Source organism: Enterobacter asburiae (assembly GCF_024599655.1).
In the GTDB taxonomy this organism is placed as follows: domain Bacteria; phylum Pseudomonadota; class Gammaproteobacteria; order Enterobacterales; family Enterobacteriaceae; genus Enterobacter; species Enterobacter asburiae_D.
Window position 1 is genome coordinate 1138549 of record NZ_CP102247.1, and the last position, 13351, is coordinate 1151899.

Annotated in this window: 13 protein-coding genes; 6 read left to right on the plus strand and 7 right to left on the minus strand. The window is 59.6% G+C overall.

Annotated features, from left to right (window positions below; genetic code table 11):
- Position 1 precedes the first annotated feature (1 nt).
- A complete protein-coding gene (locus tag NQ230_RS05555; RefSeq protein ID WP_257260359.1) occupies positions 2–1381 on the plus strand; it encodes an amidohydrolase family protein in 1380 nt (459 codons plus the stop codon).
- Positions 1382–1505: 124 nt separating this feature from the next.
- Positions 1506–2240: a class I SAM-dependent methyltransferase gene (locus NQ230_RS05560; protein ID WP_257260360.1), complete on the plus strand. Its 735-nt coding sequence runs from the start codon at positions 1506–1508 to the stop codon at positions 2238–2240.
- Here NQ230_RS05560 and NQ230_RS05565 read toward each other — a convergent pair.
- Complete coding sequence (locus NQ230_RS05565; protein WP_159514756.1) at positions 2234–2836, minus strand: short chain dehydrogenase; 603 nt, start codon at positions 2834–2836, stop codon at positions 2234–2236. The genes NQ230_RS05560 and NQ230_RS05565 overlap by 7 nt on opposite strands.
- Positions 2837–2933: 97 nt before the next feature.
- Between NQ230_RS05565 and NQ230_RS05570 the strand changes: the two genes are divergently transcribed.
- Complete coding sequence (locus NQ230_RS05570) at positions 2934–3827, plus strand: LysR substrate-binding domain-containing protein (RefSeq protein ID WP_257260361.1); 894 nt, start codon at positions 2934–2936, stop codon at positions 3825–3827.
- Here NQ230_RS05570 and NQ230_RS05575 read toward each other — a convergent pair.
- Positions 3820–4176, minus strand: coding sequence for a hypothetical protein (locus NQ230_RS05575; protein WP_121424476.1), 357 nt, complete (start codon positions 4174–4176; stop codon positions 3820–3822). The two genes, NQ230_RS05570 and NQ230_RS05575, sit on opposite strands and share 8 nt — an antisense overlap.
- Positions 4177–4326: 150 nt before the next feature.
- Here NQ230_RS05575 and NQ230_RS05580 point away from each other — a divergent pair, with 150 nt between their 5' ends.
- Positions 4327–5508 carry an aminotransferase-like domain-containing protein gene (locus tag NQ230_RS05580; RefSeq protein WP_252034163.1) on the plus strand — a complete coding sequence of 394 codons (1182 nt, stop codon included), beginning with the start codon at positions 4327–4329 and terminating at the stop codon, positions 5506–5508.
- Between the two features lie 85 nt (positions 5509–5593).
- Complete coding sequence (locus NQ230_RS05585) at positions 5594–6112, plus strand: DUF6622 family protein (protein ID WP_121424474.1); 519 nt, start codon at positions 5594–5596, stop codon at positions 6110–6112.
- Between the two features lie 2 nt (positions 6113–6114).
- Here the strand turns inward: NQ230_RS05585 and NQ230_RS05590 are convergent, their stop codons facing one another.
- Positions 6115–6534 carry a nuclear transport factor 2 family protein gene (locus NQ230_RS05590; RefSeq protein ID WP_257260364.1) on the minus strand — a complete coding sequence of 140 codons (420 nt, stop codon included), beginning with the start codon at positions 6532–6534 and terminating at the stop codon, positions 6115–6117.
- A gap of 97 nt (positions 6535–6631) precedes the next feature.
- Between NQ230_RS05590 and NQ230_RS05595 the strand changes: the two genes are divergently transcribed.
- Entirely contained in the window at positions 6632–7363 is a 732-nt protein-coding gene (locus NQ230_RS05595; RefSeq protein WP_257260366.1) for an AraC family transcriptional regulator, read from the plus strand.
- Here NQ230_RS05595 and nudI read toward each other — a convergent pair.
- The 4 genes from nudI to NQ230_RS05615 all read right to left on the minus strand — a co-directional run bounded on the left by nudI (position 7335) and on the right by NQ230_RS05615 (position 13272).
- Complete coding sequence (gene nudI, locus NQ230_RS05600; RefSeq protein ID WP_121424471.1) at positions 7335–7760, minus strand: nucleoside triphosphatase NudI; 426 nt, start codon at positions 7758–7760, stop codon at positions 7335–7337. The genes NQ230_RS05595 and nudI overlap by 29 nt on opposite strands.
- Before the next feature lie 733 nt (positions 7761–8493).
- Positions 8494–9663, minus strand: coding sequence for a beta-barrel domain-containing protein (locus NQ230_RS05605; protein ID WP_121424815.1), 1170 nt, complete (start codon positions 9661–9663; stop codon positions 8494–8496).
- 10 nt (positions 9664–9673) lie between these two features.
- On the minus strand, positions 9674–11872 hold the full coding sequence (locus NQ230_RS05610; RefSeq protein WP_257260368.1) for a type I secretion system permease/ATPase: 2199 nt from the start codon (positions 11870–11872) through the stop codon (positions 9674–9676).
- A complete protein-coding gene (locus tag NQ230_RS05615) occupies positions 11869–13272 on the minus strand; it encodes a TolC family outer membrane protein (RefSeq protein ID WP_257260369.1) in 1404 nt (467 codons plus the stop codon). The genes NQ230_RS05610 and NQ230_RS05615 overlap by 4 nt, the downstream gene beginning before the upstream one ends.
- Positions 13273–13351 lie beyond the last annotated feature (79 nt).

Below are 13351 nucleotides of genomic sequence, written 5' to 3' on the forward strand. Positions count from 1 at the left end.
GATGAGTGAAAATAAAAGCCGCCGCGAGTTTATTAGCCAGAGCGGCAAAATGGTTACCGCCTGCGCGCTGTTTGGCGCGACCGGATCCGTCGCGTATGCTGCGGATACTGCAAAGCCAACCTGCGAGACGGGTAAACCGATGAGCATCACCGCAAAACACTATTACCTCGACAACGTGCTGCTGGAGGCCGGGTTCAACTTCGACGGCGGCGTGGCGACGAGCACCCGTACCGAACTGAAGACGCTGGAGATTAAAGACGGGAAGATTGTCGCCCTGCGCGACAACAAGAGCCACGCCGACGCCACGCTGCCGCACTATGATGCGGGCGGTAAGCTGATGCTCCCGGCGATGCGCGACATGCACATTCACCTGGATAAAACCTTCTATGGCGGCCCGTGGCGCTCCCTGAACCGTCCGGCGGGCACCACGATTCAGGACATGATCCGCCTGGAACAAAAAATGCTGCCGGAGCTACAGCCCTATACCCAGGAACGTGCGGAGGCGCTTATCGACCTGATCCAGTCGAAAGGCTCCACCATCGCCCGCAGCCACTGCAACATTGAGCCGGTTTCCGGCCTGAAAAACCTGGAAAATTTGCAGGCGGTGCTGGCGCGCCGCAAAGCGGGTTTTAACTGCGAAATCGTCGCCTTCCCGCAGCACGGCCTGCTGCTGTCGAATTCCGAAAAGCTGATGCGCGAGGCGATGCAGGCGGGGGCGCACTACGTGGGCGGGCTGGACCCGACCAACGTCGACGGCGCGATGGAGAAATCCCTCGATCTGATGTTCCAGATTGCGCTGGACTACAACAAAGGGGTGGACATTCACCTGCACGAAACCAGCCCGGCGGGCGTGGCGGCGGTGAACTATATGGTCGAAACCGTGGAGAAAACGCCGGAGCTGAAGGGCAGGTTAACCATCAGCCACGCCTTCGCGCTGGCGACGCTCAACGAGCAGCAGGTGGATGAGATCGCCACCCGCATGGCGGCGCAGCAGGTGACCATCGCCTCCACCGTGCCGATTGGCACCCTGCATATGCCGCTGAAGCAGCTGCGCGAGAAGGGCGTGTTCGTGATGACGGGGACCGACAGCGTGATCGACCACTGGTCGCCGTACGGTCTGGGGGACATGCTGGAGAAAGCGAATCTCTATGCGCAGCTCTATATTCGCCCCAACGAGCAGACGCTCTCCCGCGCGCTCGGTATCGCCACCGGCGACGTGCTGCCGCTGAACGACAAAGGCGAACGCGTATGGCCAAAAGCGCAGGACGACGCCAGCTTTGTGCTGGTGGATGCCTCCTGCTCCGCCGAGGCTGTGGCGCGCATTTCGCCGCGTACCGCGACGTTCCATAAGGGCAACCTTGTCTGGGGCTCGGTGGGCTAATGTGGTGCCGGGTGGCGCTGCGCTTACCCGGCCTACGGTTCACGGTTTTGTAGGTCGGGTAAGGCGAAGCCGCCACCCGACAATGCAGTATACTGCTATGCACATTCTTAAAGAGGGATCTGCCATGGCACAAAACATCTACGACAACCCGGCGTTTTTTGAAGGCTACGCCCAGCTTCCGCGCTCGGTTCAGGGTCTGGACGGCGCGCCGGAGTGGCCCGCGCTTAAGGCCATGCTGCCGGATTTAACCGGCAAATCGGTTGTCGATCTCGGCTGCGGCTACGGCTGGTTCTGCCGCGCAGCCCGTGAGCTGGGCGCGTCTGAAGTGACCGGCGTTGATATCTCAGAAAAGATGCTCGCCCGCGCGGCGGAGCTTACCGCTGACCCACAGGTTCACTATCAGCGTAGCGATCTGGAATCTCTCAAGCTCAGCGAGAACAGCCTCGATCTGGTCTACAGCTCGCTGGCGCTGCACTACCTGCCGGAGCTGGACTCCCTGTTTGCTAAGGTTCAGCGCGCGCTCAAGCCCGGCGGCAGCCTGGTCTTTTCGATGGAGCACCCGATATACACCTGCGCCTCCCGTCAGGGCTGGCTGACCGACGATAGCGGCGAGCGGTTCTGGGGCGTGAACCATTATCAGGAAGAAGGCAAGCGCGTCAGCAACTGGCTGGCGGACGGTGTTATCAAGTATCACCGCACGCTGGGCACCACGCTTAACGCGCTGATCGGGGCCGGGTTAACGATAAGCGAGGTCAACGAGTGGGGGCCAACGCAGGCGCAGATTGACGCCTGGCCCGCGCTGGCCGAAGAGGCAGAGCGCCCGATGCTGGTGCTGATCGCCGCCCGTAAGGCTCAGTAGCCCACCTTATACACCCGCCCGCTCTGCACGCCTTCCACGCTGCGGCGGTAGGCCTGCGCCACGGTCGCGGCGGGAACGCTTTCAAAGCCCGGGAAGAATCCGTCGTACGCTTCGGCGGATTCGGTGAGTACCGTCGGGCTAATCAGATTGATGCGGATCCCGCGCGGCAGCTCGCAGGCGGCAGCGCGGACAAACCCTTCCAGCGCCGCATTTACCGTGGTGGCATTCACCCCCTGCGCAATCGGCTCGTGCGCCACAATTCCGCTTATCAGCGTAATCGAGCCGCCTTCGTTCAGATAGTGCTGGCCGGTCAGCGCCAGGCGCACCTGTCCGAGCAGCTTATCCTGGAGGCCCTGGTTGAAGTCGCTGTCCTTCATGGTCGCGAGCGGGCCAAAGTAAAGGCTGCCGCTGGCGGACACAATCGCATCCACCGGACCGATTTTCTCAAACAGCGCCTGGACGCTCGCCTGGGAGGTGATATCCACCTGCTCGTCGCCCTGCGTGCGGCCCACGCGGATGACCTCGTGGCGACGACTCAGCTCTTCCGTTACCGCACGACCGACCGTACCGCTGGCACCAATAATGACGATTTTCATAGCAGACTCCTTATGTTGTGAGCCTTCATTCTTTAATAAATAAAAAGTCAGATAAACTGGGCTAACGTTAGAAGATTGATAACCAGAGGTTCGGAATATGGATAAGCTTCGCGGTATGGAGACGTTTATTGCGGTGGTGGAAAGCGGCAGCTTTACCGGCGCGGCGTCACGTCTGGAGATGTCGGCGGTGATGGTGGGGAAGTATATTGCTCTGCTGGAGTCCCAGCTCGGCACGCGGCTGCTGGAGCGCAACACGCGCCGTCAGAGCCTGACCGATGCCGGACGGGTTTATTTCGACGAGGCGAAGCGGGTGCTGGAGCAGGTCGTGATTGCTGAAAGCGCGGTGGAACGGCTGCGCGCCGCACCGTCTGGCACCCTGCGCGTCACGGCCCCCACGTCGTTTGGCGGCTGCGTGATTGCCCCGCTGACGGCAACCTTTTTACAGCGCTACCCGGAGGTACGCATCGAGCTGGATCTCACCAACCGGATGGTCGATCTGGTGGAGGAGGGCGTCGATCTGGCCATTCGCATTGGTGACGTTCGTAATGACGATCTGGTGGCGAAATACCTGTGCCCCTACAACATGGTGATCTGCGCCGCGCCGGACTATTTAGCGCGACACGGCACGCCGCAAACGCCAGACGATCTGGTGGATCATCTGTGTCTTTCGCACACGGTGTGGACCGCGCGTAACGAGTGGCGGCTGCCGGGCGTGGAAGGGGAGGTGCGCTGGAAGCGGGATGCGATCTTAAGATGTAATGACGGCTACGGCTTACGCATGGCGGCGCGAGCCGGGGCGGGGCTATTGCTGCAACCGGAAGTGCTGGTGGCGGAAGAACTGGCAAGCGGCAGGCTGGTGCGGGTGCTGGAGCAGTACACGCCCGTGCCGAGGCCGGTGCATTTACTGTGGCGCCAGGATTTGCGGCCGCTGCCTAAACTCACTCAGTTTATTGCGCACATCATGCAGAATGGGCATGTCAGCGTTAATTAGGGCAACGTCCGGTTGGCGCTTTGAGGGGGCCACACTCGTCATAGCCGTAGACGGTATAGCCCTTCTGCTTCATGCAATTCGATATTTTATCTTCTCTGGCAACGATTTCCTGAAGTGTTTGGTCAGGTCTGCTGCTGCCCCCGTTATAGCTGCCGTCATCAAGATTGGCGTCTTTGTCTACGCCACAGAAGTAAAGATCTTTCTTGCGCTGCTCGTTATCGGTGTAGCCTCCCGGCCCCGGCTTCTGGAAGGTTTGAGCATAGCGAACATATTTATAGTTGGAAGAGTCCATGTTATCGACAACACAGCCGCTCAGCAGGAAACAGGATAACGTTACGATGATTTTCATTATTGATGCCTTATGAGAATGTGTTTGCAGAGAAGACCACATCGAGCAGTGTAGCGAGGATCCTACGAAGCGCATGAAAAGAAGTTATCAAATCCAGGGACTTGTGCTAGTAAGAGTGGTCATATCATAAAAAAAGAAGGTAACAAGAGAATGTCCGTGAGTAAACTCGCCAGCAGTGCGCAGGGCCTGCAATCATCTGCCATCCGTGAATTATTAAAACATAGCAAAATGGCCGGCGTCATTTCGCTGGGCGGGGGTATTCCTAATCCCGATCTGTTCGATCACGAAGGGCTTAAAATTGCCGCCGATGCCGTCTTATCACAGCATTTTGGCGAGGCGTTCCAGTACGGCCTGACGGAAGGCGTCCCGGGGCTGCGCGAGGAAATTAAACGCATCTGCGAAGGGCGCGGTATCGCCTGTAAGGCCGACGATGTGGTCGTGACCTCTGGTTCACAGCAATCGCTTGACGTGCTGGCGCGTGCGTTAATCAACCCGGGTGACACCGTTGTGGTTGAGCGTCCAACCTATCTTGCCGCGCTGCAGGTCTTCGGCCTGGCGCAGGCCAACTTTGAATCCGTTGGCACCGACGGCGACGGCATGAAGGTGGATGAGCTTGAAGCCCTGGCGGCGAAGAAAACCATCAAAGCGGTCTATATTGTTCCGACGTTTGGCAACCCTGGCGGGGTAACCCTTTCTGAAGCGCGTCGCAAACAGCTGGTGGAATTATCGAAGCGTTATGACTTCGTGATTATTGAAGACGACCCGTACAGCGAAATTAATTACACCGACGAAGTCTTCCGCCCGTTGATTGCTCATGCCAAAGATATCGGCAATGAAGAGAACGTGGTGTATACCTCAACCTTCTCTAAAATCCTCGCCCCGGGAACTCGCGTAGGCTGGGTGCTGGTGCCGGAATGGCTGAAGCGTGCGGTAGTAAACCTTAAGCAAACCACCGATTTGCACACCAGCACGCTGTCGCAGCTGATGACGTATGAGTACCTGAAAACCGGTCGTCTGGCCGATCAGATTAGAATGATCCGTGAAGCCTATCGCCAGAAATACCAGACGTTCGCAACCGAGCTGGAGGCCGAGCTGGGCGATGTGATGTCGTTCCACAAGCCGAAGGGCGGTATGTTCCTGTGGGCGAAGATGAATAATGGGTGTAACACCACCCGCTGGCTTGAAAAAACGTTAAGCAACGGCGTAGTATTTGTGCCTGGCGAGTTTTTCTACTGCAATGAGCCAGACCCAACGACGCTGCGCATGTCATTTGTGACGCCAACGGATGAAGATCTGAAAGAGGCGGTTCAACGCCTGAAAAAATCGCTCTAAAAAAGCTGCGCATAATGGCTTTCCTGCCGTTATGCGCAATACGCGTTCAGGGCGGCACGGGCCGCGATCGTTCATGGTGAGTTCCATGTTTGAATTTCTGATCGGTGTCGTTACCCACACGCCCGTCTGGGTGTGGGTGCTGTTTATCTTCCTCATCTCTCGCGGCATTAAAGCACGCAGGCCCGCCACCGTTACGCTGGAGAGGCTTGCCATCATTCCGGCGATCTTTCTTATCTGGGATATTTACGATCTGGTGGTTTACCGCACGTTGACCCCCGGGACTGTCGCATTGTGGACGGCGGGGATCCTCGCCGGGGCCGCGCTGGGGTATTTCCTGATTAAGCAGGCGGTTATCACCCGTACAGAGGCGCCGCGCACCCTTTTCCGCCAGGCAGACTACACCGCGCTGCCGTTTATGATGCTGGCGTTCGGGGTGAAGTATGTGCTGGGCGTGATGAGCGCGGTCTCTCCCCAGACGATGCAGCAGCCCGCCATGAGCGCGCTGGCGATCGTCTCCGGCGGCGTGTTTGCCGGCGTGTTTATCGGAAAATTTGTGCGCTATATTGGCGTGTATAACAGCGCCGCACCGCGCCCGGCGGAGTGACGTTATTCTGTCGCGTGTGCCAGCGTGCGGTCTGCAGCATTGCCGCTGAGGGCTCGCGTGACTTCATGGATCCGCCAGATTTTCCCTTCACGCAGCGCGGCAAACAGATAAACCTCGATCTCTGCCTGACGACCGTCGGGATACGTGACCGTCACGATATGCCGGTCAGCCAGAAGTTCGTCATGACAGGCTATCTCCGCCACGGTAAAGGCGATCGTGCGGATCTGCGAGCTGACGTGGCTCAGATGCTGGACAAAACCCCGGTAGTCAAGCGCGTGATCGTCCGTAAACTGCTGGTAATCGGGCGTAAATACCTCTGCCGGATCGATATCGCCGTTGAATAAGCGGGTTAACAGGCACGCCATCTTTTCGCGCTGCGCGGCGTTGTCGGTGTCGGCTATCAGGGACGTGATAATGCTCATGCGGACTCCTTATGTGGTTGAATCACCATTATCCTTGACAGCCGAAGACGTAGTTTCTGTAATGCGTCGATGAATAACGATTTTCGGTCAAAATGAGATGGTCAGTTTTGAAACGCTCCTTCATCCCGGCGGGTACCGAACGCCATGGCACAGTCATCGCACCGGCCAGCTGTGGCGCATTGCAACAGGGCTGCTGGTCATTGAGACGCCGCAGGCGCGCTCGGTCGTACCGGCAAAACACATCGGCTGGATCCCGCCAGGTCAGCAGCACGCCGCTTTTTCTGAAAGTGAGATAGAAGGCTGCGCTATCTATCTTGAACCCGCCAGCTGTGCAGGGCTTCCCGATACGCCCGCGCTGTTCGAGCCCGACGATCTGACCCATGCTCTGTTTAGCCGTTTATGTGGTGCAGAGAGTGAGTACGATCCGCGAAAGCTGACTTTGCTGCTGGATGAGCTTGCCCTGACGCCCCAGGCTCACTTTTCTCTTCCCGTGCCGACGGATCCGCGTCTGAAGAACGTGGTCAGCCATTTGCTGCAGTTTGTCGATGATAACCAGACGGTCGAGAGCCATGCCCGCCGTGCGGGGATGAGCGTGCGTACGTTCAACCGTCGGTTTAGTGCCCAGACCGGAATGAACTTTGTTAACTGGCGGCAGCTGGCACGCGTCATGCGGGCTATGGAGTGGCTGGCGGCGGGGAAGCCGGTAGGGTGGATTGCACTGTCCTGCGGCTACAGCAGCGTCAGCGCATTTATTGAGGTTTTCAGAGCCTGGACCGGTAAAACGCCGGGGCAGTGGGCAATTAAAGAAGGCCCTTTTGGGCGAAGGTAATACGCGTGGCTTCGTTGAGATCCAGCTCTTTTAACGATTCCGGATTAACCCAGGCGATCTCCTGAAACTCGTCATTAAACGTGACGGCCCGGTTGGTGCTGATGCAGTCGAAGATCAGATAGATCATGTAAATCTCCTCTGTGGTGCCATCGGCGTAGGTTTTCACCCTGATGTCATCGCGAAAAGCCCATGGCGTGATCGAAGCGATCTCCAGCGCTTCGCCCAGCTCTTCGCGGATCTCACGGCGCAACGCCTGTTCCATGGTTTCGCCCGGCTCCATTCCACCACCGGAGAGAGCCCACTGGCCGGGGAACACGCCGCGATCGTCAGCCATTTTACATAGCAGGTAGGCACCGTCGTTCTGGATGATGGGGCAGACAATGGTTCGTTGGCGCATGATTTCTTCCTGAAAAATGAATTTGGGCTACTTTAGCAGAAGAAGTGGGGAGGTTATGTTAGGGGTGTTCGATTCTCATTCCTTTGTTTTCTGCGTTTTGTTGCAGATTCAGCCAGAATTCAATGCTGGTATCGAATGCGTTTGCCAGTTTTAACGCCATAACGGCGGTGAGTTTTATTTTTCATCCGCATGCAGGTGGTGTTGCGCTCTGATGCCCTCACCCCAACCCTCTCCCACAGGGCTGAGGGATCCCCAGTTATTTTTAACCCAAAGCGATGAATGTTGCTTAAAAGAAATAAATAACTTACAGCGATGCCCTGGTCCGGCTGTAAATCGCTGAGGCGTTTCCTGCAGGCCGGGGCGAGGCGCAGGGATGCGCCGAGAGGGCGGGCTTTACAGGGATGTTACCTTCGCCCGTCCCCGATAAGCCGGAAGGAATAAGCTGAGGGTACCGCGAAGCGGCGGTTTACCGCCGGAAGCCCGGGTCGCCAGGGTGGTGGCGATTGAGCCACCCTGGCACGTTCACCGGTCATGTCGTTACAGAGTAGCAAGGAACATGAAGTGAACGGAATGACCACCAGAGCCGTATGTTCCCCCTCACCCCAGCCCTCTCCCTCAAGGGAGAGGGGGTCGTCCGTGCAGGCATTATTTTGTGGAGATACCTCGACCCATAGGGAGAGGGAGATTAGAATGTAGGCCGGGTAAGGCGAAGCCGCCACCCGGCAATCCAGGCTTAACGCTCCCTCAGCGCCTCTTTCGCCCGGTTAAACGGCTTAATCAGATAATCCAGCACTGTTTTCTCTCCGGTCTTAATGTCCACCGTCGCAATCATCCCGGGCACAATCGAGAAGTGCCTGCCCGCCTTATTCACCAGGTAATCCTGGCTGGTGCGGATAAACACCCGGTAATAGAACACTTCCGGCTTGGCTTCGTCCTGGATGGTATCCGGGGAAATCGTCTCCACCACGCCATGCAGCCCGCCGTAAATGGCGTAATCATAGGCGGTGATTTTGACCAGCGCCTCCTGGTTCGGGTGGATGAAGGCGATATCGCGCGGCGACAGGCGGGTTTCAATCAGCAGGTGATCGTCCACCGGCACAATCTCCATCAGCTCGCCGTTGGGTGGGATCACGCCGCCGATGGTGGTGACCTTGATGTTTTTCACGATCCCGCGCACCGGGGATTTTACCGTCAGACGGGTGACGGAATCCTGGCGGCCCTTGAGGATCGCCGAAACCATATCCACCTCCGCGTTGGCTTTGGAGAGTGCCTCGCGCGCCTGAACGTAATATTGCGAGCGCACGTCGGTGAGCTTCAGCTCCAGGTCGCTTTTCTGCCGCTGCAGGCGCAGCACCTCCACGTGGCTGGCGGCGCCGGTTTTGACCAGCCGCTGGGTGATGGCCAGCTCCTTGTTGGCGAGATCTAACGCGGCGCGCAGCTCCCGCTGGGTATCCTCCAGCTGCGCGCGGCGGGAGTTGTAGAGCCGCGTTTCGTCAGCCATCAGATCCGGCCATTGTGCCAGCGAGGGGGGGAACTTCAGCGGGAGATCGTTCACCTCGGCGTACAGGCGGGCGCTGGAGGCCAGTGAGGCCCGGTAGCGCGCCGCGCTTTCGCCGACGTTCGATTCGGAACGCGTCGGATCGAGCCGCGCCAGCACCTGTCCGGCCTGCACCTGATCGCCCTCGTGGACGTTCAGCTCGGTGAGGATCCCGCCGTCGAGAGACTGTAAGACCTGCTCGCGGGAGCTGGGGATCACTTTACCCGAGCCGGTTGACACCTCATCCAGCATGCCAAACCACGCCCAGATGCCCAGCGCCACGAACATCAGCAGCGAGAAGATCACGATCCGACGCGCGCCGGTGTAGCCGCTTTCGGAGTCGAGGGCGTTATCCAGATCGTCCATTGCCGCCACGTCACGCTGACTGATTTTCATTTTTCCACTCCCGTCCGGTTGCTGCCTGCTGCTGCTGTTGCTGCATACGGCTGTTGTTCAGCGCCTGGGCTTTTGGCGCGTCCATTACCAGCATCCCCTCTTTCAACACCACGACGCGCTCCACCAGTTCGAGCACCGGCACGCGATGCGTGGCGACAATTAGGGTGCGATGCCCGAGCCAGTCGCCCAGACGCTGGATGAATTCCCGCTCGGTGTGCTCGTCCAGCGACGCGGTGGGTTCATCCATCAGCACAATATTCGGATCGCGCAGGAGCATTCGCGCCAGCAGAATCGACTGGCGCTGCCCGCCGGATAACCCCACGCCGTTTTCCATGATCGGGTAGTCCAGCCCTTTGGGGAGTTTCTGCACAAAGCCTGCCGCGCCGGTCAGCTCCAGCGCCTCGAAAATTTCTTCGTCGGTGGCGCGCGGCATGCCGAGGGTGATATTTTCGCGCAGGGTGCCGTAAAACAGCCGGGCGTTCTGGGTCATAAAGCCGACGTTTCGCCGCACGTCCGCCACGTCGAGATGCGGCAGGCTGAAGTTATCAAGCCGCAGCTCGCCGGCCGCCAGATCCATCCCGCCCGCCATGGCCTGCAGCAGGGTCGATTTCCCCGCGCCGTTGCGCCCCAGAATCGCCACTTTTTCACCCGGCCGGATCTCCAGCCGGTTAATGCGCAGCGCCATGCGCGGATCGTCCGGCTGATAGCGGAACTGCGCCTGCTCGAAGAGGTAGTGTCCGCGCAGCACGTCCTGGCGGATCGGCGTCTCCTCGCGCTGGTTTTCGGTGGGAAGCTGCATGATGCTGTCCAGCCCCTCTTTTGCCGCTTTGACCTGCTGCCAGCGCGCCAGCACACCGCACAGCGTCGCCATCGGGGCGATCATGCGGGAGGCCAGCATCGACGCGGCGACCACCGAGCCGGTGGTCAGGGTGCCGTCGATCACCATCGGGGCGCCGACCACAATCACTCCGGCGTAGACCAGGCTCTGAATGGTCATCCCCCAGCTGATCAGGTTCTGCGTCAGCTCGCGGGTGCGCAGGCCGGATTCGGCGGTGATCTGGATATAGCTGTTCCACTGCTGCAAAAAGCGGTTTTCCGCCTGCATCAGCTTGATGTCCTCCAGCCCCTGCACGCTCTCCACCAGCACCGCGTTGCGCAGGGTCGATTCATGGGCCGACTGTTTCGCCAGCTCCGCCAGCTTCTTCTGCAGCAGCAGGCCGGGCAGGACCATGATCACCGCCGCGACCGGGGCGATCCACGCCAGCTGCGGGGCGATGATCGCCAGCACCACCACGAACAGTAAAAAGAAGGGCAGGTCGACAATCGTCGAGATGGTGGACGAGGTCACCATCTCGCGGATCTGCTCCAGCTCGCGCAGCTGAGAGATAAAGCTGCCGGTGGAGCGGGGGATCGCGCTGTTGCGCAGCCGCAGCGCGTGGCCGAAGACGCGATCCGAAACGCGCATATCCGAGCGCTTGCCCAGCAGGTCCATAATGTGCCCGCGCGCCACGCGCAGCACAAAACCAAACAGGGTGGCGATCAGCACCCCGATGGTCAGGACGTAAAGCGTCGGATAGGACTGGGCGGGGATCACCCGGTCATAGACCTGCATGGAAAAGACGATCCCGGAGAGCGACAGCACGTTGATAAAGAGGGCGGCCAGCATGACCCAGCTGTAGGGGCGCAGGTCGCGCATGACCAGCCGGTAGAGCCAGTCCGGGCGGTATTTTGAGATATAGGCGTCCACGCGGCTGTCCTTCAGCGCGGCGAGAGGACGCAGGGCAATAACGTGGCGGATAGCGGGCAGCATCGCCGTCATCGACAGCCGGTTGGTGTAGGTCTCATTGTCGAAAAAGCTGACCTCCAGCGTATCGTCCCCGTCGAAATGCTCGATCACGCCGATCCTGCCGTCATGCATCGCCACCACCACCGGCAGACGCCAGCTGTTGATCGCCTGCCGATCGTCGGTAAGGAGCTGAAACGACAGCCCCGCTTCGCGGGCAAGCTGGGTGAGGGCGGGTACCATCGGTTTGCCTTTCAGCCACGGCGCACCCGCCAGCAGCGCGCCGGGAGAGCAGGCGACGCGGTAGCGCGTGGCGACAAAACCAAAGGCCTGCGCCCACTGCGCCAGCGCCTCATCCGTCATGTTTTCACCTTGCGGGATATCACGCTGCTTCATGGCAGGATCTCCACGGTCTGGATGGTGCGGTTATCAAGATCGAACGCATGACGCAACTGCCCGGTGTTATACAGGCAGTTGAGCTGCAGCTGGTGCAGCTGACCGAGGGTCTGCTGCTGGGTGAAGCGCGCCTGATAGACCTCCTGCTCGGCGTTGAGCACGTCGAGCAGCGGGCGCGAGCCGAGATCGAGATACTGCTGCTGGTACAGCTCGCGGGTGCGGGCGCTGAGGGCTTCCTGGCGGCCCTGGATTTGCAGCGTGCTTTGCAGGCTCATCACCTGGCTGCGGGCTTCCAGCAGCTTCTGGCGGACGTCAAGACGCGTACGCTGAATGGTGGACTGCGCTGCCTCCACCGCGTGTCCGGCAGCGTTACGCCGGGCGGTGAGGCCGCCGCCCTGGTAGAGCGGCATCTGCACTTTCACCCAGGCGGAATACTGGGTGCGATCCCGCGTTTCACTTCCCGCATAGCGATCGTTCATGTAGTGACGCACCTCCGGCTCCAGCGAGACGGTTGGCGTCATCTGCGCGTCGGCGTAGTCGAGGTTTGCCTGGGCGACGTTAGCCTGCGCCCAGGCGGCAAGCACCGCGGGAACCAGACGGTCATCCGGTTCGGCGATGTCGCAGCTCCGGCCCAGCTTTTGCGGAAAGTCATTGCTGATGGCGTTCAGGCTGTTCCAGCCGAGAAAGCTCATCAGCGTGGCGCGGGCGCTGTCCAGGCTGGCCTGGTACTGCATCAGCTGGGCGCGCGCGCCTTCAATGCGCGCATCGGTCTGCACCACGTCAGAGAGCGATGTGGCCCCTTCGTCGTTACGCTGGCGGGTCAGCGTACCAATAGAGGAGAGGGCGTCGAGCTGTTCTTTAGCAGTGTCGACCATCTGCTGCAAGGTTTGCACCTGCACCATGGCGATGGCGGTATCGTGGGCGATAGTGTCGATACTCACCAGCACGTTGGCCTGCTGCTGGGCAACGCCTGCGCTCTCGGCGCGCACCTGGCTGGCCACTTTGCCAAAGTCGTAGAGCATCTGTGAGAGAGAGAGCACCAGCGACGGCGTAAAGCCGTTCTGGTCGCCGTCATGGGAATAACCGCTGTCCACGCCGGCATTAATCTGCGGATAGTATTTTGATTTAGCGACGTCCACCTCTTCGCTCTGTTCATAGAGTTTCCCCACGGCTTCGCTAATGGCCGGGTGCCAGGTGACGGCGCGGTTGACGGCCTCGCCAAGCTGCAATGAACCGGGTGCGGCTTTGCCAGCCGCAGGGGCGACGCGGCCATTGAGTGAGGGGAGTTCCTGCGTTTCACGAAGCTGGCCGGTATTGATGGTTGCCGCCGGGTTCGCGCAGAGAGCGGGCACAGATATCAGGCAGCACGAGAGCCACCAGTAAGGCATCTTCATTCCCATGTCATGTCCCTATTAAAAAAATATAGCTTTATTATTTATGCCCGGGCGCTGTGCGCCCGGGTCATCTCTTGCAGGTGCT

Coding starts and splice junctions, on each gene's coding strand:
- NQ230_RS05615 (WP_257260369.1), bottom strand. CDS start 13,272: ATGGGAATGAAGATGCCTTACTGGTGGCTCTCGTGCTGCCTGATATCT.
- NQ230_RS05575 (WP_121424476.1), bottom strand. CDS start 4,176: ATGAAAATCATCGTAACGTTATCCTGTTTCCTGCTGAGCGGCTGTGTT.
- NQ230_RS05610 (WP_257260368.1), bottom strand. CDS start 11,872: ATGAAGCAGCGTGATATCCCGCAAGGTGAAAACATGACGGATGAGGCG.
- NQ230_RS05570 (WP_257260361.1), top strand. CDS start 2,934: ATGGATAAGCTTCGCGGTATGGAGACGTTTATTGCGGTGGTGGAAAGC.
- NQ230_RS05580 (WP_252034163.1), top strand. CDS start 4,327: ATGTCCGTGAGTAAACTCGCCAGCAGTGCGCAGGGCCTGCAATCATCT.
- NQ230_RS05560 (WP_257260360.1), top strand. CDS start 1,506: ATGGCACAAAACATCTACGACAACCCGGCGTTTTTTGAAGGCTACGCC.
- nudI (WP_121424471.1), bottom strand. CDS start 7,760: ATGCGCCAACGAACCATTGTCTGCCCCATCATCCAGAACGACGGTGCC.
- NQ230_RS05595 (WP_257260366.1), top strand. CDS start 6,632: ATGGTCAGTTTTGAAACGCTCCTTCATCCCGGCGGGTACCGAACGCCA.
- NQ230_RS05590 (WP_257260364.1), bottom strand. CDS start 6,534: ATGAGCATTATCACGTCCCTGATAGCCGACACCGACAACGCCGCGCAG.
- NQ230_RS05605 (WP_121424815.1), bottom strand. CDS start 9,663: ATGGACGATCTGGATAACGCCCTCGACTCCGAAAGCGGCTACACCGGC.
- NQ230_RS05585 (WP_121424474.1), top strand. CDS start 5,594: ATGTTTGAATTTCTGATCGGTGTCGTTACCCACACGCCCGTCTGGGTG.
- NQ230_RS05565 (WP_159514756.1), bottom strand. CDS start 2,836: ATGAAAATCGTCATTATTGGTGCCAGCGGTACGGTCGGTCGTGCGGTA.
- NQ230_RS05555 (WP_257260359.1), top strand. CDS start 2: ATGAGTGAAAATAAAAGCCGCCGCGAGTTTATTAGCCAGAGCGGCAAA.